The sequence below is a fragment of the Amycolatopsis heterodermiae genome, assembly GCF_034929455.1.
In the GTDB taxonomy this organism is placed as follows: Bacteria; Actinomycetota; Actinomycetes; order Mycobacteriales; family Pseudonocardiaceae; genus Amycolatopsis; species Amycolatopsis heterodermiae.
In genome coordinates this window covers 38704-60932 of the sequence record NZ_JAYFSI010000006.1, presented here as the reverse complement: position 1 = coordinate 60932, position 22229 = coordinate 38704, and the positions used below count along the sequence as shown (strand labels likewise).

Annotated in this window: 13 protein-coding genes and 1 pseudogene; 2 read left to right on the top strand and 12 right to left on the bottom strand. The window is 72.6% G+C overall.

Going from position 1 to position 22229, the window contains the following annotated elements; genetic code table 11:
- The first annotated feature begins 677 nt into the window (after positions 1 to 677).
- Together VA596_RS25235 and VA596_RS25230 are read left to right on the top strand one after the other, a co-directional pair.
- Positions 678 to 1208: a hypothetical protein gene (locus VA596_RS25235; RefSeq protein ID WP_323330624.1), complete on the top strand. Its 531-nt coding sequence runs from the start codon at positions 678 to 680 to the stop codon at positions 1206 to 1208.
- A gap of 1755 nt (positions 1209 to 2963) precedes the next feature.
- Positions 2964 to 3467: a hypothetical protein gene (locus tag VA596_RS25230; RefSeq protein ID WP_323330623.1), complete on the top strand. Its 504-nt coding sequence runs from the start codon at positions 2964 to 2966 to the stop codon at positions 3465 to 3467.
- Here the strand turns inward: VA596_RS25230 and VA596_RS50825 are convergent.
- The 12 genes and pseudogenes from VA596_RS50825 to VA596_RS25175 all read right to left on the bottom strand — a co-directional run.
- Positions 3374 to 3703: pseudogene (locus VA596_RS50825) on the bottom strand (WXG100-like domain-containing protein); the annotation flags it as partial. The gene VA596_RS25230 and the pseudogene VA596_RS50825 sit on opposite strands and share 94 nt — an antisense overlap.
- 24 nt (positions 3704 to 3727) lie before the next feature.
- Positions 3728 to 4096 carry a hypothetical protein gene (locus VA596_RS25225; protein WP_323330622.1) on the bottom strand — a complete coding sequence of 123 codons (369 nt, stop codon included), beginning with the start codon at positions 4094 to 4096 and terminating at the stop codon, positions 3728 to 3730.
- Positions 4089 to 4490, bottom strand: a complete 402-nt coding sequence (locus tag VA596_RS25220) for a YbaB/EbfC family nucleoid-associated protein (protein ID WP_323330621.1) — start codon at positions 4488 to 4490, stop codon at positions 4089 to 4091. Before VA596_RS25220 ends, VA596_RS25225 begins: the two co-directional genes overlap by 8 nt.
- Before the next feature lie 10 nt (positions 4491 to 4500).
- A complete protein-coding gene (locus VA596_RS25215) occupies positions 4501 to 7530 on the bottom strand; it encodes a right-handed parallel beta-helix repeat-containing protein (RefSeq protein ID WP_323330620.1) in 3030 nt (1009 codons plus the stop codon).
- A 16-nt stretch (positions 7531 to 7546) separates the two neighbouring features.
- On the bottom strand, positions 7547 to 11020 hold the full coding sequence (locus VA596_RS25210) for a hypothetical protein (protein ID WP_323330619.1): 3474 nt from the start codon (positions 11018 to 11020) through the stop codon (positions 7547 to 7549).
- A 14-nt stretch (positions 11021 to 11034) separates the two neighbouring features.
- Positions 11035 to 11274: a type VII secretion protein EccB gene (locus tag VA596_RS25205; RefSeq protein ID WP_323330618.1), complete on the bottom strand. Its 240-nt coding sequence runs from the start codon at positions 11272 to 11274 to the stop codon at positions 11035 to 11037.
- A 4-nt stretch (positions 11275 to 11278) separates the two neighbouring features.
- Positions 11279 to 12658, bottom strand: a complete 1380-nt coding sequence (gene eccD, locus VA596_RS25200) for a type VII secretion integral membrane protein EccD (RefSeq protein WP_323331117.1) — start codon at positions 12656 to 12658, stop codon at positions 11279 to 11281.
- Positions 12659 to 12663: 5 nt separating this feature from the next.
- Positions 12664 to 16674, bottom strand: coding sequence for a type VII secretion protein EccCa (gene eccCa, locus VA596_RS25195; protein WP_323330617.1), 4011 nt, complete (start codon positions 16672 to 16674; stop codon positions 12664 to 12666).
- Positions 16671 to 20486, bottom strand: coding sequence for a hypothetical protein (locus VA596_RS25190; RefSeq protein ID WP_323330616.1), 3816 nt, complete (start codon positions 20484 to 20486; stop codon positions 16671 to 16673). The genes eccCa and VA596_RS25190 overlap by 4 nt, the downstream gene beginning before the upstream one ends.
- A 41-nt stretch (positions 20487 to 20527) precedes the next feature.
- Entirely contained in the window at positions 20528 to 21094 is a 567-nt protein-coding gene (locus tag VA596_RS25185; RefSeq protein ID WP_323330615.1) for a hypothetical protein, read from the bottom strand.
- Between the two features lie 93 nt (positions 21095 to 21187).
- Positions 21188 to 21487, bottom strand: a complete 300-nt coding sequence (locus VA596_RS25180; protein WP_323330614.1) for a WXG100 family type VII secretion target — start codon at positions 21485 to 21487, stop codon at positions 21188 to 21190.
- Positions 21488 to 21517: 30 nt separating this feature from the next.
- Positions 21518 to 21850 (bottom strand): WXG100 family type VII secretion target, encoded by a 333-nt coding sequence (locus VA596_RS25175; RefSeq protein ID WP_323330613.1) that lies wholly within the window; start codon positions 21848 to 21850, stop codon positions 21518 to 21520.
- Positions 21851 to 22229: the final 379 nt, after the last annotated feature.

The window sequence follows — 22229 nt, the reverse complement described above, 5'->3', positions numbered from 1 at the left end:
GCCCAGAGCCGGTCGATCCAGGGCCTGGCTTCGTCGACCCGGTATCCACGTTCGACTCGGGACCTGTCTTGGTGGCGCCAGACACCGAGGCCGGTCCCACACCAGCCGACTGCAGGCCTGCGTTGGCCGACCCGGACCCGGTACCTGCCTTGGCGGCACCAGGCACCGCGTCCGGTCCCACGCCGTTCGACTGCGGGCCAGCGGTAGCCGACCCCGTTCCCGTGTGCGATCCCGGACCCGCCTTGGCTGCACCAGACACCGTGACCGGTCCCACGCCAGCCGACTGCGGGCCAGCGTTGACCGACCCGGCCCCCGTATTCGCCCCGGGACCAGCCTTGGCGGCACCGGGCACCGTGACCGGTCGCACGCCAGCCGACTGCGGGCCAGCGTCGACCGACCCGGCCCCCGTACTCGACCCCGGACCAGCCTTGGCGGCACCAGACACCGTGACCGGTCGCACGCCAGCCGACTGCGAGCCAGCCTCGACCGACCCGGCCACCGTATTCGCCCCGCGACCAGCCTTGGCGGCACCGGGCACCGTGGCCGGTTCGATGCCAGTCGGTCCGGGGGCTGCCTTGGCATTTCCCATCGTCGTCGGGCTGACTTTCGCCGATCCAGGCCCCACCGTCGACTCTGGGCCTACCTTTGCCGTCCCTGGGGTCAGGTGGGGATCGCCCTTGGCCGGCTCCACCGCAGTGATTGCCCCAGGCTCACCCCTGACCGGTCCGGTGCCGGTCGATGGCGCGGAGCCGTCCTTGGCCGGCGGTCCGGCGCTGGTGTTCGACTCAGGGCCTGCCTTGGCGGCTCCGGTCTCCGGGGCCGTCGAGTTGCTGACGGTCGCCGGTCCCGTGTTCGGCTGCTGCGGAGCAGGGGTCGCTACGGAAGCCCCACTGACGCTTCCCGCCACAGGCGCGTTCGTGTCCGGCCGAGTGTGGTTCGCCTGCCCCTGCGGAGAGAAGCCCGGCAGGCCCTCGGTGGAGGTCTTGCCGGGACGACCGTCCGAGGGGTTGATTCCCGAGGTGTTGCTCGTCCCGCTCGCGGGTGGGTTCGTGCTGGTCGCGCTCACGCTCGAGTTGCCGCCGGCGGTCGGGTTCGTGCCTGTCGCGTTCGTGCCTTGGCCGGTACTCGGCGTGCTGGCCCCCGAGCTTCCGGCAGTGGTGCCGCTGGTACCGGGATTCGTGTTGGTCCCGGCGCCCGGCCCTGGGTGAGCGGTGACCTGTGGTCCATTCTGGTCCAGAGGGCCGGTACCCGGGGCTTCGACGGGTGTCACCGCGCTCGAGCCGTTCGGGCCCAGACTGGCCGAGGTACCCGGGTTCGCGCTCGGACCGTTCCCCGCGTTCTGGCCCGCCGATGCGGAACCGGTGCCGGGGCCTTGGCTCGCCGGGCCGGAGCCCGGGGAACCGGTGACTGGACTCTGAGTCCCGGCGGTGGATCCTGAGCCGGGGCTGGCGGCACCAGGGGAAGGTGCGGTCGCACCCTGCTCGACCGCACCTCCTCCCGGGCCTTGCGCCGACGGGCTGCCCGTGCCGGAACCCACCCCTCCGGTCGAACTCGTTCCCGTTCCGACGCTTGAACCGCTCGAGGCAACGCCCGCGCTGGAGCCACCCATGCCCTGCCCCGCTCCGGGTGAACCTGTGCCGGACGGCCCCGAACCCGTACCGGTCCCGGTGGAGCCGGACTGACCGGTACTGGCACCACCCGTACCGACTCCGGCGCCCGCTCCCCCGACGCCGGGCGCACCGTTTCCTGCGCCGGCGGTACCGGAAGCCGACGGGCCCGAGCCTGCTCCGGTCGAGCCCGGCAAGCCGGAACCAGCATTCGTTCCCCCCGGGACAGCGGCGACCGGACCTAGGCCGGAGCTGGGGTTGTTCGAACCAGAACCTGCCCCGATCGAGCCGGGTGCGCCGGAACTGGCCGTGCCTGTGCCGGCACTCGCGCCCGTCCCGGCTGAACCGGTTCCACCCGTGCCCGCCCCGTCTGGAGTCTGGTTGCCGGAGCCGGGCGCACCGGAATCCGTGCCGCCCGAGCCGGGCCCTCCGGTGTCCGTACCAATCCCGCCTGAAGCAGGTCCAACGGAACCTGTTCCGGCACCGGAGTCCGTCCCCGACCCCGAACCACCGCCGGCCCCAGCGCCCATACCGGCCCCGTTCGGGCCTGGACCACCGGTTCCAGTGCCCGCACCAGAACCCGCGCCATTCGAACCAGGACCACCGGTCCCCGCCCCCGAAGCTGACCCGTTCGAGCTTGGACCACCGGCTCCGGCGCCCACACCAGCACCCGCCCCGTTCGAACCGGAACCGCCACCGGTCCCAGCGCCCGTAGCAGCCCCAGTCGAGCCCGTACCGCCGGACCCGGTGCCAGCACCAGCACCGGAACTACCGGCTCCCGAACCCGCACCGTTCGAACCATCGCCTGTCCCAGCGCCCGTGGCAGCCCCATTTGAGCTTGCGCCACCGGACCCGGTGCCGGTGCCAGCAGCGGAGCTACCGGCCCCGTTCGAGCCTGCACCACCAGCACCTGACCCGAAACTACCGCTGGTCCCGGCCCCCGAACCTGCCCCGTTCGAGCCTGCACTACCCGTTCCGGCCCCCGCACCAGCACCAGAACCCGTCCCGTTCGACCCCGAACCGCCGCCGGTCCCAAAGCCCGTGGCAGCCCCGTTCGATCCTGCGCCACCGGTTCCAGCGCCAGAGCCCGCGCCATTCGAACGGTGGCCGCCAGAGCCGGACCCGCCGGAAGCCGGCGCCGGGGGTGCGTCGATCGGGCCGATGTTCGCCTTGTCGAACCCCACGTCGCCAACGTCCTTCGGGCCTGCGTCCGAGGGCCCCGGGCCTCCGCCGGTCAGCTTGTCGTGCAGAGACTCTCCCGCGTGGTGGGCTCCGTGCGTTGCCGCGCCGCTCAAGCCACCGTTCAACGCTCCCCAGCCCAGGCTGTCCAAGTCTCCGCCGAAGGCTGCGGCTCCCGTGAGGCCTACCACCACCTCCGTTGCGGCCTCGTTTCCCGCCTCGCCCCAGACGTTCTTCGAAAAATTCGTGCCGTACTTTCCGTCGACCTTGCCCAGGCCCTTGCCCGCCACGTGGGCGAACGCGCCGCCGACCGCGCCCAGGGCGGCCGACTGGCCGATGGACTTCCAGTCGAAGCCGTGGCGATTGCCCTGGGCGATCTGGATGAACTGCGCCAGCATGTCTTCCGCGACCTCTTCGGCCGCCTCCTGCGCCGCCTCGCGCGCAATGCGAGCGAGCAAGCTTGTCAGGCGCTGGACCAGCGTGCGCTGGACCGTCACCACCGCGGTCCGGCCGGCGGCCATGATCTCCGGGACCAGCGGCGCCGTGAACGGATTCGTCAGTGCCCACAACACTTCCGCGGCCGTCACCGCGATCGAGATCAACATGCCGTACTTGGCGTTCTCGACGTTCAGCGCCTGCTCCCGCAGCGACGCCGCCTGCGCCCGTGCGCGCTGGACGTAGTCCGCGCCCAGGGTGCTCAGGTTGCGCGAGAAGTCCGTGAAATTGTGCTGGACGTCGCCGCCGACGTTCGCCGTCACGTGCTGGGACAGCTGGTTGAAGCCCTGGCCCGCCGCCGCGATGTCGCGCGCGACCTGGTCCCACTCCGCGGCCAGCTCGCGCAGCTTGTCCTCGTCGCCCTGCGGCCAGGCGTCACCCGCGATGATGTAGAAGATCCAGTTCAGGCTGGGATCCACCATCAGGCTCATCGCGGGCTCCGGAACCTAGGCCGTCGGCGGCTTCGAGACGTCTTCCTGCAGCTGCAGGAAGTTCTTCTGCAGGTCGCGCGCCATGTCGAACGCGCCCTGGTCGGCGTCGCGGAACGAGCCGGCCATGTCGCCGATCGCGTCGGACGTACCGTCGACGGCCTTCGCCCACAGCCGGACGCCGTCGCGGATCTCGGCCACCGCCTTGATGTGCGTCTGAGCGAACGCGTTGCCGTTCTTGTCGTTGCCCGCCGCCTCGGAGACACGCCCGGAGCTGCCGAGCGCCTGGATCCGCTGCACCAGCGCCTCCAGCTCCGTCGCCTTCTCGCGGTAGCCGTTGCGGCCGGTGTCCAGCCCGTCGGCGTCCACAAAGAACTGATCAGTCATTCTCCTGCCCTCCCTCGAAACCCGGCACGCGGGCAGCGAACAACGCTTCGACGTCGACCTTCCCGGCCATCAGATCGTGCGCGGAGAACCCCGGCGGCAGCATCGGCGCGAGCTGTTCGGCCGACGCGTCGATCGCCTGCTGCCGCGCCTGCGCGATGGTCCGGACGATCACCCCGGCCAGCTCGGCCGGCGCCATCCGCTTGTACGCGCTCGTCGGGAACGTCAGCTCGGTGACCTCACCGGTCCGGCCGACGGTCGCGGTCACCTCGCGGCGCGCCGAGGTCGCCGTGCCCGTGGCCTCGTCGATCCGTTCCTTGGCCGCGGTCAGGTTTTCGCGCTGCCGCTGGTACGCGCCGAGCGCGTCCTCCAGCATCTTCTCGTAGGGCGATGCCATGACTCCTCCTTCAGCCGACCGAAGCCAGTCCCTGCCCGAGGGCGAGGGGTTCGACGTCCGGCGGGCGGACGCCGCGCAGGTCCGCCGCGGCCAGCGTGCGGGACGCCGCCGTGGCCGACAGCGTGCGGGCCAGTTCGTGCGCGGCGTGCACCGTCCGTTCCGACGCCGCCGCCAGCTCGTGCGCCAGCGCGTCGCGGACGTCGTCCGGGACCTCGTGACCGCCGCGGACCAGCAGCCGCACGGCGATCTCGCCGAGTTCGTCCACTGTGTACTCCCCCAGTTCCCACACCGCCGGGAACCGGTCACGCAGCGACGGCACCAGCCCGGCGAGTGTCCGAACGCGACGCGGTTCGCCCGTCAGCACGACGACCGGGTCCGCGGGACAGCGCCCGACTGCTTCCGCCAGCGCCTCAAGGACTTCGTGACCAGGAGTGTGCACTGTGGACTCCCACTCACCGTCCAAATCGAGCACGAGCACACCGCCGCTCGCGTCTTCCAGCGCTGTGCGGACCAAATGCTCGGCCTGTCCCGGCCAGCGCGGCATCAGATCCTCGGCGACCGACCGCCGGACGAGCTGGCCGACGCCGACCAGGCCCAGTTCGGCGAGCCCCCGCGCGTACAGCCGCGCGAACTCCGCCCGGCCCGAGCCGCGCTCGCCGCTGAGCACGACGTTCGCCTCCTGGCCGAGCGGCTGACGTCCGTGCTTGAGCCCGCCGAGCCGGACCAGCAGGCGTTCGGCGTGCTCCCGCACCGTCTTCTGGCCGACAAGCTTGCGCAGCCGGTGCACGCTGTTCGCCGCGCCGACGGCCGCGGCCGGATCGGTGCCCACCGACACCGCCGCCTGGGCCGCCGCGGGCAGGTTCGCCAGCTCGGCGCGCAGGTCCTCGGCCGTCAGGCGGTTCAGCTCGGAGTCCTTCGACGGCGGCTGCAGCGCGAGGCGCGACGCCTGGTTGTTCACCATGGCCTCGAACAACTTCCGCGCGACGCGGCCGTTGCCGAACGTCGAGTTCTTCGGGACCCGCTCGAAGTACTCGCGCAGCGCCGTCAGCGCGTCGTCGGTCAGCTCGTAGTAGTGCTTGCGGGTCAGGCCGAGGGTGATGGTGACCAGCTCGTCGACGCTGTAGTTCGGGAACTCGATGGTCCGCGTGAACCGCGACGCCAGGCCGGGGTTGGACTCGAGGAAGACGTCCATCTGCTCGGAGTAGCCCGCGACGATCACGACGAGCGAATCGCGCTGGTCCTCCATGATCTTCATCAGCGCGTCGATGGCCTCCTGGCCGAAGTCCGGCCCGGAGCCGCCGGAACCGGCCGAAAGCGTGTACGCCTCGTCGATGAACAGCACGCCGCCGATGGCTTTTTCGACGACCTCGGTCGTCTTGATCGCCGTCGAGCCGATGTACTGGCCGACGAGGTCCTGCCGCGCGACCTCGACCATGTGCCCCTTCGACAGGATGCCGAGCTCGGCCAGGACGGTGCCGTAGAGGCGCGCGACCGTCGTCTTGCCGGTGCCGGGAGGGCCCGCGAAGACGAGGTGACGGCTCATCGGCGGCATCGGCAGCCCCATCCGCTCCCGCATCTGGGACATCCGGATGAGGTTGATCAGGCCGGTGACCTCCTTCTTCACCCCGGCCAGGCCGACCAGCGACTCCAGTTCGCCGAGCGGGCCGTCGAGCACCTCACCCGAAGCCTCGCTGACGCTGGGCTCGGCCGGCGGCGGCACCTCCGGCTCGGCGCTCACCGCACCGTCGCCTTCGCACTCGGTGAGCGTCACGTTCGCGCCGTCGTCGGCCGAGATGCCGTCACGCACGCGGCAGCGCGACGCCGTGAGCGTGGCGCCGGGCGCGACCACGACCTCGTCGGCGATCTCGCAGTCCTGCAGCTCGGCCGTGCCGGTGATCCGGAAGCCGCTGCCCCGCACGTGGAGGTCGGTGCCGGTCAGCCACGAGGACTCGGTGACCTCGACGGCGGCGTCCCGGCCGGTCTCGATCGACGCGTCCATGACGTCCAAACGCGACTGTCCGGAAAGGACGATGCCCTTGCCGGCGAGCCGCAGCCCCGCGATCCGGGCCTTCGCGTCGCCTGTGACGAGCACGCCGGTCTGCGTCGCGCGCCGCACGGTCGCGCGTTCGAAGTTCGGCGTCGCTTCGCCGTCGGCGAGGATCGCGACCGGCGAATCCTCGAAGGTGCAGTCGACGAAGTGCGGTGACGCGTTGCCGGTGACCTGCACGGCGTTGCGTTCCGCGCCAGAGAAAGCGCATTCGCGCAGCACCGGCGCGGCCGACGCGGCGACGTGCACCGCCTGCATCGGCGCGGACAGGAACCGGGAGTCCACAACGGACACCCGGCCTTCGCTGGTCAGGTAGAGGTCGACGTTCGCGCTTTCGCGCACGGTCAGACCGGTGATGGTGGCGCGGCCCTGCTGCTCGACGACCATCGCGGGCTTCTCGGCGCCGGTGATCTCGCACTGCTCGACCACCGCGACGGCCTCGCCGTTCACGCACACGCCGTTGCCCTTCGGCTGCCGTACCGCGCACCGGCGCAGCACGACCGAGCCGACCTCGGCGACGACGACGCCCGACGACGCCGTGCCGGTGATTTCGGTGTCCTCGATGGTGCTCTGCGACGGCGACGCGACGACGATCCCGGCGCCGGCGGTGCTGGTCACGGCGCAGCCGCGCAGGGCGAGGGAGCCCTGGAGGCGCGCGAGGAGCGTCGCCCAGGAGGCGCCGGTGACGCGGCAGCCGTCGAGGGCGGCCTCGCCGCGGACGACGTCGACCGCGACGAGCTTGTCGTCCTGGCCGGTGAGGGTGAAGCCGCGCAGCTGGACGGCTTCGGCGTTGGCGACGAGGACGCTGCCCTCGCGGGCGACGATCTCGACGTCCCCTTCCGCGACCAGTGAGACCATGCGGTCCACGACGAGGTTCTCCTCGTAGCGTCCGGAGTGGACACTGATCGTGGCGCCCGGCTGGGCCTGCGCGAGCGCGGCGCCGATCGTGGGGTAGGCGCCTTCGCCGCCGACCGTGAGCACCTGTCGGTTCATCAGTTCCGCCTCTCCCTCACACCAGGCCCGGCACGACGCCGAACCGCCCGGCGGCCGCCGCGGCGATCGGTGCGCGGCCGTCCGTCTCGGCCCACATCTCGAGTTCGCGCCGCAGCGACTCGAGGGCCAGTTCGTCGAGCGAGATCCGGTCGGCGGCGACCTTGCCGGTCTCGTCGACCTCGCTCACGGTCAGTTCCCGCAGCAGCACGAGCCCACGCTTCGTGTCAGCCGGCTCGGTGATTTCGAGGACCTTGAAGCTGGTGCCGGGGACGAAGAGCGCGCGGTTGACGACGCCTTCGGCCGGCTCCAGCAGCTTCGTCCGGCGGGCGGTGACCGACCAGACGAGGATGTCCGTATCACCGTCCGATGTGGACATCGGGGTGGTCTGGGTGTGCAGGAAACCCCACTCGGTGAGGACTTTGCGGGTTCGGTAGAGCGCCCACTGGTCGGCGGTCGGGCTGGTCGCGAACGACGCGGGCCCCCGGTGCGACGGCAGCCGCCCGAGCCCGGCGACGACGCAGCGGGCGATCGGCACGTGCGGCCCGTTGCGCCCGGCGCGCAGGCCGGCGTCGATGGTGGTGCCCTTGGCCGAGAGGTAGAGCTGCACGGCGACGGCATCGGTGAGCACATCGGCCGCCGACGCGGCGAGCGCGCCCTGGAAGCCGGGGTGCTCGGAGAGGATCCGCGCGGCGGCGTTGGACATGAGGCCGTATTCCGCACCGAGTGACTTGCGTAGCCACTCACGTTCTTTATCGACTCCACGTTTGGGGAGAAGAGCGCTCGCCTCGGCGGCGGGGGTGGGCTGGAGCCGGGCGGAGGTGGTACCGCCGCCCGCGACCTCGAGGGGCGAAGCCGCGGACGGCGGGGTCTGGGGAAGAGTCGATGCTTGGCTGAGCGGGGCTTCGGCGGCCGGGCCGCTGAGGACGCCTGCGGGCGGGACTGCGGGAGGCGGGGTTGTGGGGGTGATCGGGCCACCGGCGACCCCGGCAGGCGGGACCGCGGGAGACGGGGTCGCTGGAGCGGCTGGTCCGCTGATGGAACCGGCGGGCGGAACCGCAGGAGACGGGGTCGCGGGGGTGGCCGGGCCACCGGCGACCCCGGCAGGCGGGACCGCGGGAGGCGGAGTCGCGGGGGCGGACGACCCACCCATGGCCCCGGCAGGCGGAACCGCCGAAGGCGGAGCCGCGGGAGCGGCTGGACCGCTGATGGAACCGGCGGGCGGAACCGCAGTAGCGACCGGTCCACCGGCAACCCCGGCGGGCGGAACCGCAGGAGGAGGAGTCGCAGGAGCGGTCGACCCACCCCCGGGCCCGGCAGGCGGGGTCGCAGGAGCGGCTGGTCCGCTGACGGTTCCGGCGGGCGGAGGTGCGGGAGGCTCAGCAGCGGGCGCCGGCGGCGGAACCGCGGAGGCCGGACTGGCGGGCAGGTCCGTGGCCACGCCGGGCGAGGGTGCCGCGGACCCGGCTGAGAGCACCGAACCGGCTACCGCCTCGCGAATACCGGCGAGGGGAACGGCCGGTGGGGGCAGGGGTGCGGGGGTAATCATCGCCGGGGCTTCGGGCTGCGGGGTGGCAGGCGGGCCCGCCGGAGGCGGGGTCGCCGAACTGCGGGAAGCAAACCGCGCGTCGGGCTCGGCGCCATTGACGCTGGCGCCGGTCGCCGGGCCATCTGTATCGGTGCCGGAGGCCAGAGCATCGATGCCGCCGCGAGTCGTCGCGCCATTGACGCCGGCGCCGGTCGCCGGGTCATCCGCATCGGTGCCGGAGGCCAGAGCATCGATGCCGGAGGTGGGCGCCGGGCTGTCCACGCCGGTCGGCGACTGGGCGCTCTCGGCCGACTCCTGAGTGACCGCGGCGTCCAAGCGGGTTTCCGGGGCGTTCGTGATCATCGGACCGCCGACGCCCGCGGGCGGGGTTGCCGGTGGCGGTAGCGTGATCGGTCCGCCGGGGATCGGCGAGCCCGTGGGGGGTGCGCTGATCGCCGGGCCCGAGACGACCGACTCCGTGGGGCGCTCCTCCGTACCGAGCGCCGGCAGCCGGGGTGGGGCGGCTGTGGTGATCGTTGCCGCTATCACCGCTCCCGGGTCCAGGCGCTCCGAGATGGTCATCAGCGGGGCCTCCGCCGGGGCCGTTCCGCCTACCCGGGTCGGGGGCGCCGCCGGCGGGGCGACCGGCAAAGGCGTAAGCGAAGGAGACGCGGCCTCGATCTCCGCCAATGCCCGGCGCGGGATCGTCACCCGGGCCCGCTCGGCCAGCAGCGCCGCCGCAGGCAGGATTCTGCTGATCCTGCGGGTGTGCTCGTCCAGCCTCGCCAGGACGTCCTCCGCCAGCAGGCGCATGCGCTCCACCGCGTCCGCGCCCTCCTCCGGGACGTCGTACGTCAGGTTGTGCAGCGACGTGTCCAGCGTGACCTCGCGCAGCGCCTCGACCGTCGGGCCGGCCGTCGGCGGGCGCAGCAGCAGGCCCGACTGGACGACCTCCAGCACCGCGTCCGGCGAGTACCAGTACACCGCCGGCTCGATCTCCTTCAGGCCGTCGATCGGCGCGCGGTGGTCCAGCAGCCGGGGCAGCGGCTGCCGCGGGACGTACGCCAGCTCTCGGGCGAACGTCGCCCAGCCGAGGCCGCCGTCGTAGAGGACCGTCCAGACGTCGAGGTCGTGCGGGGCGCCGATCGGGAGTCCACTGTAGAACCCGACTTCGCGGCCCAGCAGGTCCGCGAGGGCCTGCCCCAGGGTCGTCCCGGCGGGCACCGACATCGGGCCGTACTGGACGAAGCGGGCCTTGTGGCGCACCGGCTCCGGCAGGCGCATCCACAGCCGGGCCGCGTCGTCCATCGTCAGGGGCGGGCAGCCCGGGCAACCCAGGACGATCGTCATCGTGTCCGGCAGCGCGGGCAGGCCGCGGATCAGCGCCGAACGGTGGTAGCCGAGCTGACGGTCGAAGCCCACCGGGCGGATCCACAGGCCGCCCGGCAGCGGCTCGGCCACGCCGCGGGAGCTCGTCGACGTCAGTTCGGCCGTGACGCCGGAATCCCAGGAAGGACGCGGGAAGCGCTTCGCCTCCCACTTCGGCGGACGCCCGGGCTGGAACCGGACCCAGCCGCTGCCGCGTCCACTGTGGACGAACAGGGCACCGCCCGCGCTCGGGATCACCGAGCCGTCCGGGGCCAGTACCGGGCGGCCGATCCGTTCGGCCAGCCACTGCCCGGCCAGCGCCGACGTCTCCCGCGAACGCCCGCCGATGACCAGGCGCACTCCGCGACGTCGCCGCGGCAGCGCCTTGGCCACCGATTCCCACAGCGAGATCGGCGAGTCGACCGGCAGGTCGACGACGACGAGGTCGTGTTCGTCGTCGGCCGCGACGCCCAGCGCGAGCGCCTGCGCCTCCTCCGTCATCCCGGCGGCCGGGTGGACGACGAGGGCGTTGCCGACCGTCTGCTTGCCCAGATCGGTGTCCGGGCCGCCGCGGCGGCGCGTCAGCGAGAGATCCATGGTGACCCTCCCTTTCAGGCTCGACGGACCGGGGGTGGCGCCTGGACGGCGTGCCCGGTGTGGTGGGCGATCAGGCCGAACACGAAGAACCCCAGCACGATCAGCACCGCCAGCGCCGCGCCGACCAGCAGGCCGGTCCACGTGCGCTTGGCGGGTACGTCGAGGTGGCTCGCGTCGCCGAGCACGAGGGCCGAGGTCATCCGTCCAATGAGGAACGAATACGCCTCGACGTGGTCCTTCTGCGTCTGCACCATGGTTTCAGCCCGTCAGTCCGATGGCCCACGCGTACGTCCCGAACAGCTGCAGCAGGATCGGGAGGATCGCGACGGCGCTCAACGTCTCCAGCCAGTTGGCCAGGTGGCCCCAGATCGGCAGCAGCCGCCGCGGCGGGGGCCGCAGCATCGCCAGCACCAGCAGGAAGAACACCAGCACCACCCCGGCCGCCGACGCGCCGCGCCAGTCCGGGGTGAGCGGTTCGATCAGCGAGAACGCCAGCAGCACCAGGCCGAGCGCGCCGGCGACCGACAGCGGCACCCGCTGCCACGCGCCGAGCAGGCTGCGCGAGCGCATCAGCACGGCCGCCGCAAGCAGCCCGGCCAGGATGCCCGGGAACAGCCCCTGGCCGACCAGGAACGGGAACGAGCAGGCGAACACCACGGCCGAGGCGACGCAGGCGATCGTCAGGTAGCCGTCGGCGTACGCGGTCTGCGCGACCATCTTCTCCGCCGGCGCCGGCTCGATGTCGTACTGCAGCTCGTCGGCCGTGCGCGGCAGCTGCGGGCCGCGGATGCGGGCGAACCGGATGCCGATCCGCGGCGCGAACACCAGCAGTCCGATGAGGACGGCCGAGACGAGCGCGGCCGACTGCACCGGCGAGAACTCCGGGCCGTAGTGCAGCCACAGCGTGATCGCGCCGGCGGCTGCGATGGCCACGACCGTGCCGAACGGCACGAACGGCGTGACCGGCGCCCACGCGGCCCGCCCGCCGAGCATGAGCCCGCCCGCCAGGCCGAAGGAGAGGCAGCCGGACAGCATCGGCGCGGTCTGCAGGTCGAACGCCGGCCCGATGCCCGCCACGGCGACCGAGCCCGCCACGAACGCGAACCCGCAGCCGCCCAGGCCGAGCAGCGTGATCAGCGCCTCGTCGTCGGACCGGACGCCCGAGCCGACGGCCGCGACCAGCAGTCCCAGCGCGACGACGGCGCAGCCGATCGCGGAAAGTCCTTGTGTGCCCGGGTAAAGCAGCACCCGGGCCAGCACCAGCAGGGCCGCGATGGAGAAGCCGAGGAACAGGAACCGGTTGAACTCGGGCTTCCAGCGGCCGGCCTGGCGGCTGACGGCGGTGGCCATGCCGTCGGCGATGTCGTCGAAGTCCAGCTCCGGCAACGGGTCCAGCCGGGGCCGGAGGTGGAACTCCTCCCCCTCCTGCCAGTCGAGCGACTCCGGCGTGCCCGCCGGGTCGAGCGGCGCCTCGCCGAGGCGCTGCAGGACCCAGGAGTCGCCGAGCTCCTCATGGCCACCGGTGTGCCGCAGCAGCACCGGCAGCAGGCTCGTCACCGGGATGCCCATCGGCACGGCCAGGTCGGCGCGGCCCTGCGGCCCGTGCACGGTGATCCGGCACAGCTCGCCCTGCTGCATGGCGGTCAACGTCCGCTCCCTTCGAGAGTGCCGAATGTGCTGCCGACGAGCTGCTGGTCGGGACCGGGCACGAACCCGGTCTGGACGAGCTTCACGCCGCGGCGGGTGACGACCTGGGCGCGCCCGGCCGGCAGCTTGCGCGGCGCGGCCTCGCCGAGGAACTTGCCTTCCTCCTTGGGGTAGGAGAAGACGACGCCGGGGCTGCCCAGCTCCCACAGCCGTCGGATCACCGGGTCGCTCAGCGCCCGCATCGCGCCGGACGTGCTGCGCGCGACGATCAGGTGCATGCCGATGTAGGCGCCCTGCGCGAGCAGCGACAGCAGCGGTTCCAGCGGCGAGCCCATGCCGCCGGTGAGCAGCTGGTAGTCGTCGACGACGAGGAACAGCCGGGGGCCGGTCCACCAGTCGCGGCGCTTGAGCCGGTCGGCGGTGACGCTCTGGTCCGGCACCCGCGGCGACAGCGAAACGCCGGTCTGGGTCGCCAGTTCCTGCAGCGCCTCGGTCGTCGTCGCGTAGCCGACGCGGTAGGCCTCGGGGACCTCGGCGTCGAGCTGGCGACTCGGGTCGGCAAGGACGATCTTGGCCTCGCCCGGCCCGTACCGCGCCAGCACCGAGCGCAGCACCAGCCGGAGCATGTTGGTCTTGCCGGTCTCGTTGTCGCCGAACACCAGCAGGTGCGGGGTGGCGCGGAAGTCGTGCCACACGGGCAGCAGCCGCTGCTCGTCCTGGCCCAGCGCCAGCCGCAGGTCGCCGTCGGGGCGGGGCAGCTCGGACAGCGGGAGCGTCGAGGGCAGCAGCCGCACGGCCGGGGCGCGGCGGCCCGGCCAGAACGTGTGCACCTCTTCGGCGACGGCCTTGGTCGCCGCGGCGAGGTCGTCGGTGGCCGCGCTGCCGTCCATCCGGGGCAGGCCGGCCAGGAAGTGCAGGCCGTCCGGGGTGAGGCCGCGGCCCGGCTGGCTCGGCACGGTCTTGGCCTTGCGCGAGCCGATCTCGGACTCCATCGGATCGCCCAGGCGCAGCTCGAACCGGGTCTGCAGCAGATCGCGCAGGTACGGCCGGATCTCCGACCAGCGCGTCGACGCGATCACGACGTGGATCCCGAACGACAGCCCGCGCGAGGCGAGCTCGCCGATCTTCTGCTCCAGCTCGGAGTAGTCGTTCTTCAGCGAGAACCAGCCGTCGACGACCAGGAAGACGTCGCCGAACGGGTCCTCGACCTGGCCGCGGCGGCGCAGCTGCCGGTAGACGTCCATCGATTCGACGCCACGCTCGGAGAAGACGTTCTCGCGGTGCTCCATGACCTGCGAGATCTCTTCGATCGTCCGCACGACGCGGTCGCGCTCGAGGCGGGTGGCGACCGAGCCGACGTGCGGCAGGCCGCTGATCGACATGATCCCGCCGCCGCCGAAGTCCAGCCCGTAGAACTGGACCTCCTCCGGCGTGTGCGTCATGGCCAGGGCCAGCACGAGGGTGCGCAGCAGGGTCGACTTGCCGGTCTGGGGGCCGCCGACGACGGCGACGTGCCCGGCCGCGCCGGACAGGTCTGCCGTCAGCAGCTCGCGGACCTGCTCGAACGGCCGGTCGATCATGCCCAGCGGCACGCGCAGGCGGCCCAGCTGGGCCGGGTCCTGCACGGTCATGCCGCGCACGGCGTCCGGCAGCACGCCCGGCAGGAGCGCGTCGAGGCTGGGCGACTCGGCCAGCGGCGGCAGCCACACCTGGCGCGCCGCCGGGCCCGCGCCGGTGAGCCGCTCGACGAACGCGTCGGCCAGGGTCGGCCCGCTCGGCGCGGTTTCGAGGACCTCCTGGGCGGTCTTCTCGGTCGTGGTGTCCGGTTCGTCGTCGCGGACGATGAACCGGGTCGGGCGGACCTGGGTGAAGAACGGGACGACCTCGGCGCCGGCGCGGGCGACGTCGCTGACGCCGTCGCCGCTGCCCGCGGGGACCGGCCCGGAGACGTAGGCGGCCTTGAAGCGCACCAGGTTCGTGGTGTCGATCTTGAGGTAGCCGTTGCCGGGTTCGGACGGCAGCTCGTACGCGCTGCCGACGCCGATGACGCTGCGGGACTCCATCGAGGAGAACGTCCGCAGCGCGATCCGGTACGACAGGTGGCCTTCGACGCGGTGGATGCGGCCCTCGTCCAGCCGCTGTGAGGCGAGCAGCAGGTGGACGCCGAGGCTGCGGCCCAGCCGGCCGACCGAGACGAACAGCTCCATGAACTCCGGCTTGGCGCTCAGCAGCTCGGAGAACTCGTCGACGACCAGGAAGAGCGTCGGCATCGGCGGCAGCTGCTCGCCGGCCGCGCGGGCCTTCTCGTACTCGAACAGCGACGGGTGGCCGCTCGCGCGCAGCTGCTCCTGGCGGCGCACCATCTCGCCGTTGAGCGAGTCCTGCATGCGGTCGACCAGTGGCAGCTCGTCGGCGAGGTTGGTGATCATCGCCGAGGTGTGCGGCAGCCGGTCCATGCCGAGGAACGTCGCGCCGCCCTTGAAGTCGACGAGGACGAAGTTGAGGATCTCCGACGAGTGCGTCGCCGCGAGGCCGAGGACCAGCGTGCGCAGCAGCTCGGACTTGCCCGAGCCGGTGGCGCCGATGAGCATGCCGTGCGGGCCCATGCCGCCCTGCGCGGACTCCTTGAGGTCCAGCTCGACGATCTCGCCGTCTTCGGTGACGCCGATCGGCACCGACATCCGCGCCCGCTGCACGGCGCGTGGGCGCCACTGGCCGGTGATGTCGAAGGTGTGGACGTCCCGGATGCCCAGCAGCGCCGTCAGCCCGAAGTCGCTCTCCAGCGGCTGCTCGGTGATCTCCAGCGTGCCGCTCGTGCGCTTCGGCGCGAGCAGCCGCGCGAGGCCCTCGATCTGCGTCACCGACAGCTCGTCGCGGACCGCCGAGCCGACGCCGGTGCCGGCCGGGAACTCGACCCGGTCGTCCTTTGTGGTCAGTCGCAACACCTTGGGGCCGCCGGGAAGCGCGCCGGTGACGTCCAGCAGGACGACGTTGCGCAGGCCCGCGCCCAGCAGCCGTGACGACTCGGGGATGGTGGCCAGGTGCGCGACGATCACGACGAACGGCTCGGTCGTCGTCGGGCCGACGGCCTTGTCGTGGTCGTCGCGGTCGGCGACGTCCGGGCCGAGGACGTCCATCAGCTCGTCGTGGTCGGCGGCCAGCAGCCGCAGCGGGCCCGCCGGGTCGCGCAGGGTGGCGTGCTGATTGTGCGGCAGCCACTTCACCCAGTCCCACTGCGACTGCGCGGCTTCGGTGGTGAGCACGGCGACGCGCAGTTCGTCCGGCGAGTGGAACACGACCAGCTGCGCGAGCATCGCCCGCACCAGGCTCACGGCGGCCTCGGGGTCGCCGTCGAACTCGACGCTGGTGAAGCTGCGCAGGCCGACCGCCGTCGGGATGCCCGACAGCGACCGGTAGGTCTCGGTGAAGCGGCGCAGGGAGATCGCCGACAGCGGCTCGAGGTCCTCGATCGGCTTGGTGACCGGCGGGACCAGCTCGAGGGCCGACTGCTGCGAGCCCAGGCCGATGCGGACGCGGCCGAAGTCGTCGTGGCTGACGCGGCGTTCCCACAGGCGACGGCCCAGCGACAGCGACCACAGCGAGTCCGGCGACGGGTTGTTCCACGCGACGGCGCGGCGCTGCTGCTCGGCGGTCGCGCGGGCCCGGGTGCGGACCTGCGCGATGTAGCGCAGGTAGTCGCGGCGCTCGGCGCGCATCTTGCGCTTGCGCTCCCCCACCGCGCGGGTCAGCTGGCCGACGCTCATGGCCATCATGGACAGTCCCATGCCGCCGCCGAGCACGTACGTCATCGGCGAACTGCCGCCGACGCCGGAGAACGACAGCACCATCACCATCGACCCGATGCCCATCGGCAGCATCATGAGCAGCGAGTTGAAGTCCCGCGCCGCCGGTTCGGCGAGCACGGGCGGCTCCTGCAGCTCTTCCTGGCCTTCGGGCATTTCGGGGCCGGACGCGCGCGGCCCGCGCTTGACGGTTTCCGTGCTCACTCCAGCACCCCCGACGGCCGGCTCGCGGACCGGCCCCAGGCGGAGTCGTCCTGGCTCAGGAGGTCAGCCATGGTGCGTTCCTCCTCTTCGGACTCTTCTTCCGGTTCCGGTTCGGGGGCCTCGGTTTCGGTCTCCATCGCCGGGCCGTCACCGCAGGTCGGCAGCTCGTCCGGGATGAACTCGCCGTCGCCGACCCTGATCCGCTGGTAGGTCCCGCGCGGCTCGTCTTCGGCCGGTCGCCACGGCTCGTCACTGCGCTCGACGAGATCCGTGCCGACGTCCGGCTCCTCTTCGGCGGGCGGCGCGAACGGCAGGAGGCCCGGCAGGAACTCGGCGGTGCCGACGTCCCAGGCGGAGGTGTCCTCGTGCGTGTCGACGGGCCGCACGACCTCGACGCGCACGTCGTCGTCCTTCTCGACGAGGGCGGATCCCCAGCCGCTGACCGGGACGGCGGTCGCCCAGCCGCGCGGGGTGCCGGTGCCCGGGTCGGGTTCGCCCGGGGTGCCGTCGGTGGCGGCCCACGCTTCGGCTTGGCCGCCGAGGAGACCGGCGGAGTCCGGACGCTCGGCGGCGGCGCCGTTGTCGGGCGGGGTCATCGGCGGCGGCATCATCGGCATGGCACCGGCGGTGACCGGATCGCCGGCCGCGGTGGCGTTCGGGGTCCACAGGGTGTCGACGCCGCCGAGGAGACCGGCGGAGTCGGGACGGTCGTTGGTGGTCGGGACGCCGCCGCCCACGCCACCGGGCGGGGTCAGGGGCGTTCCGGCGGACGGGGTCCCGGGTGTACCGGCAGCCGGTGACGACCACGAAGCCGCACCCAAGGCCGGTGTCTCGCCGATGCCGATCGCTGGGGTGACCGGTGTTCCGGCGGACGGGGGCTCGCCGACACCGCCGAGCGGGGTCACCGGCGAACCGGGTGCCGGCCACGAGGACGGAGTTCCGCCGGTGGGGGCAGACCACGATGCCGCTCCCAGGTCCGGGGCCTCGCCGACGCCATTACCCGGGGTCACCGGCGAGCCGAGCGCTGGCGCCGACCAGGAGGCCGGAGTCTCGCCAGCCGGGGAAGACCACGAGGCCGCCCCAAGGTCCGGGGTCTCGCCAACGCCGCTGGCCGAGGTGACCGGCGACGACCACGAAGCCGCGTCGAGCGCCGGGGGCTCGCCTGCCGGTACCGACCACGAGGCCGCACTCAAAGCCGGAGTCTCGCCGGCCGAGGTGGGGTCGCCGACGCCGCTGGGCGCGTCCGGCGTCCAGGGTGCGTCGATGCCTCCGAGCAGACCGGCCGAATCCGGGCGCTCCGCACTCGGCGAGTTCATGCCGCTGCCCATGCCGCCCGGCGGCATCATCGGCATGCCCGCGCCCGGGATCGCCTGCTGGCCGCCGTTCGAAGACGGTGCCTGCAGCTGGTTCGCATCCAGGCCCTTGATGCCACCCGGGTCGACCGCGTCCGCGCCGCCGATCCCTCCGAGGTCACCGGCGCCGCCGAGGTCACCCGGGGATGACCAGGATGCCGACTGCAGCGCGGGGGTCTCGCCGAACGAACTCGGGTCGCCCAGACCATCCGGGACGTCCGCCGTCCACGGTGTGTCCACGCCGCCCAGCAGACCCGCCGAGTCCGGACGTTCCGCGGCGGTGGGGTTCATCCCGCCGCCCATGCCACCCGGCGGCATCATCGGCATCCCCGCACCCGGGGTTGCCTGCTGACCACCATTCGACGAAAGACCACCCGGCGCCTGCAGCTGGCTCGGGTCCAAGCCCTTGATCCCACCCGGGTCGACGGAGCCGCCGCCGACGTCACCGGGCGGGGCCGACCAGGAGGCCGACTCCAGCGCGGGGGTCTCGCCGAACGAACTCGGGTCGCCCAGACCATCCGGCAACGCCGAATCCCACGGCGCGTCCACCCCGCCGAGGAGCCCCGCCGAATCCGGACGCTCCGCGCTGGTGGGGTTCATCCCACCGCCCATGCCACCCGGCGGCATCATCGGCATCCCCGCACCCGGGGTTGCCTGCTGGCCACCGTTCGAGGACGACGACAGGTCACCCGGCCCCTGCAGCTGACTCGGGTCCAGGCCCTTGATCCCACCCGGATCGACCGAGCCCGCGCCGCCAACATCGCCGACGCCACCCGCGCCGCCGACGTCACCCGGGGGCGCCGACCACGAGGCCGACTTCAACGCCGGGGCGTCGGTCAGGGCGCTGGGGTCGCCGAGGCCGTCCGGGAGGCTGCTGGTCCACGGCTTGTCGACGCCGCCGAGCAGGCCGGCCGAGTCCGGGCGCTCCGAGCCGGCGGGGTTCATCCCGCCGCCCATGCCACCCGGCGGCATCATCGGCATGCCGCCCATCGGCGAGGTGAAACCACCACCCGCCTTCGGGTCCTGCAGCGACGACGGCACGTCGGCCGGGTTGAGGGCGTTCGCGCCCAGCCCGTTGAGGCCACCGGCACCAGGCGGGTTGCCCAGCGCGGGCGACTTGATATCGCCGAGGCCGTTGACGCCACCGGCGCCACCACCCGCGCCGACGTCACCCGGCGCCGAGTCGAACGACGGCGACTTGATGCTGCCCAGGCCGCCGGCGCCGGTGTCCCCGGGCGGGCCGTCCAGCGCGGGCGGCTTGATGTCCCCGAGGCCACCGGCCTTCGGGTCGTCCTTGCCCCCGGCACCCGACGGCGGCGGGGTCAGGCTCGGCGAGGTCAGCGGCGGCAGGGCGCCCCCGCCCGCGCCGACGTCCCCGGGCGGGCCGTCGAGCGAAGGCGGGGTGACGTCCCCGAGGCCACCCGGGCCGCCGGGGCCGTCCGCACCACCGGGAGGCGGCGGCACGGCGGCGAGGCTCTGGAACGGCGGGGGTGTGCCCCCGCCGCCCCCGCCCAGGCCGGAGTCCCCACCGGGTGGCGGCGGGATTTCGGCGCTGGACAACGGCGGAGGCGTGCCTCCGCCACCGGCCCCACCCGTGTCGCCGGGCGGGGGCGGGAGTTCGGGAGGCGGCACGTCGCCACCACCGCCGCCGCCACCGGAACCGCCGGGCGGCGGCGGGATGGCGGGCGGGGGCGGCGCGTCCGCGGGCGGCGGGATGTCCGGGGGCGGCGGGGCCTCGGGCGGCGGCGGGGGCGGCGGCACGTCCGCGCCGGGCGGCGGGGCCGCCGGCGGCGGCGCGGTGTAGCTGGCGACGGAGAACGAGTGGTACTTGCCGGACAGCTGGTTGCCGACCTGGCGCATGTCGTTCGTCATCATCTCGACGGCGTCGGGAAACTGCGAGATGTACGCGCGCCCGTCGTTGAGCACCTTGCCGCGCGCGATGACCTGCTGGGCGTAGTAGGAATCGATGTAGCGCAACGTGTTCTGCGCCCACTGCAGGTACGCGGCCGAGTTCGCCAGCTGGTTCGGGATGTTGCGCCCGCCGCTGCTGCCGTCGGTGATCTGGTGCACCAGGCCGCTGAACTTCGCGGCCATGTCGTTCATCATGCCCTTGAAGTTCGTCGCCGCGGTGCCCTTCCACGGGCCGTCGTCCCCGGCGAGGGCCTGGACCTGTTTCTGGATCGCTTCGGCGACGACCGACAGGCTCATCTGCGTCGTCTGGAACACGCCGGCGGCGGCTTGCAGGGACTGCCAGTTCACGTTGGAGTAGGCCTGGTCGGCCTGGTCCTGGCCCGGCGCCATCGACCCGCCACCGAGGATCGCGGCCTCGATCTGCTTCCAGGTCAGGCCGTCGAAGTCCTTGCCGGGGTCACCGGTGGAGTTCGTCGGCGTGTTGCCGGAATCCGGCCAGACGCCGTTGTCGTCCTGGGTGAACCCGTGGGTGTTGTTGTCGTCGCCCATCGTCCCTCGCTCGCGTCAGCCCGCCGAAAACCCGTCCGCGATCAGTGCTGTTTGGACCCCGCGCCGGTGATCTCCGAGCTCAGCTGCCCGAAGTACTGGTTGTAGGCGTCGGTGGTCATCTTGTTGGCCTCGTCGGCGGAGTCGTAGGCGTTGGCCGCCTTGTCGACCGCGTCGGCGGCGTCGTGCATCGCCGTGATGAGGTCCTGCACGGTGGTGCGGGTCGAGTCGCGCAGCCCGCCCTCGCCGACGATCGGCTGGAGCAGCTTGTCGTGCGCCGTGGCGAACACGCCCGGCTTGATGTTGACGGTGTCGAGCTGGCCGGGCAGCTTCGCCAGCGGGCCGTCGGCCAGCGTGCGCAGGTTCTGCGCGAACGTGTGCATCGCCTGGGTGTTCACCGCGGTGACGCCCTTGCCGGGGTGGTCCGCGCCGCCCGGGACCGGCGGCGCGGTGGAGACGTCACCGACCGGGATGTAGACGTTGCCCTGGTCACCCGGGTCCTGGTGGCCGGGGCTGTTGAAGGCGCCTTCGGTCGACGGCGGGGTGTCGCTGTGCTGGTTGTTCGGGTTCGCGATCGAGGCGGTTTCGAAGACCACGGGGTCGAAAGCCATGGCGGGAGGAGTCCTTTCCGGTCTGTCGCGTTCGGACGAACCGGCCGGGGCTCGGCGGCTGACTGCCGGGCCCCGGCCGGAGCGCGGGGTTCCTCAGCGCTGCGCGAACCGCGTCGCGTTGGCGCTCTCGGTGCTGGACGTGCCCTCGTTGACGGTCGCCAGCGTGCGGCCGGCGGCGTCGAGCGACTGCGGCAGCGTCTGCGCCTGCTGGCGGCACCACTCGTAGGTCGACTGGAACTCGTCGGCCGCGGAGCCGAGCCAGTGCTCGCGCTGCGCGGTGATGGTGCGGTTCATCTGGTCGAGCAGCTCGGTGATCTGCTGCGACTGCTGCTGCGCGCGCCCGACCGTGGCTTCCATCTGCGCGAAGCTGATGGTGAACTGGCCCAGAGCCATGGGGTTTTCCTTTCCTGAGTGGGAGTCCGGTCAGAAGCCGGGGAGGCCGCCGATGGTCGCGGCCTGCTGGCGCACGTTCGAGGTGTTGTCCTCGTCCTGGCGGTCGTAGTCGTTCGCGCCGGTCGTGACGTGCTGGGAAAGCGTGTTCAGCCGCTCGACGATCGTCTGCACGGTGCGGTCGAACGTGCCCATCGCCTCCTGGAACACCACGGCCGCGTCCGAGCGCCAGGTGCCCAGCAGCTCCTGCATCGTGGAGTCCACCTGGCGGTTCACGCCCGTGATGCCCTGGCCGGTGTCGGTGATGGTGCTCGCGCCTTGGCGCATGATCCCGGTGTCTACCTTGGCGCCGTTCTGAGCCGCCATTTCGCCTCCTCGAATCCGTGTGTTCTGCCCTGCCGGAACGGGGTGGGGCCCCGTCCGTCCACAAAGGATTTCCGAGAGCCCCGGCATCGCCCCGCCCGGCACTCTCGACGCCGGAAGACGTGAAAGCCTGACGGAGACAGCACGGTCATCGTATGGAGGGATTCGCGGGTTCGCGCGCCTCGGTTCCCTTATGGACACAGCGGTGCGAACGCTCGGGCAGAACCGGACATTGCCGGTCATCACCCGCCGCGAGCGCCCCGGGGGATACGGGTCGCGCACGCCCGCTGCCCCTCCAGCCACGAAGGTCTGCCCCGGAACGCCCGGCGCCGCGGGCGGGCAACCCTACGAAAGTCGCGGATTTCGGCTGGGGCCCGGGAAA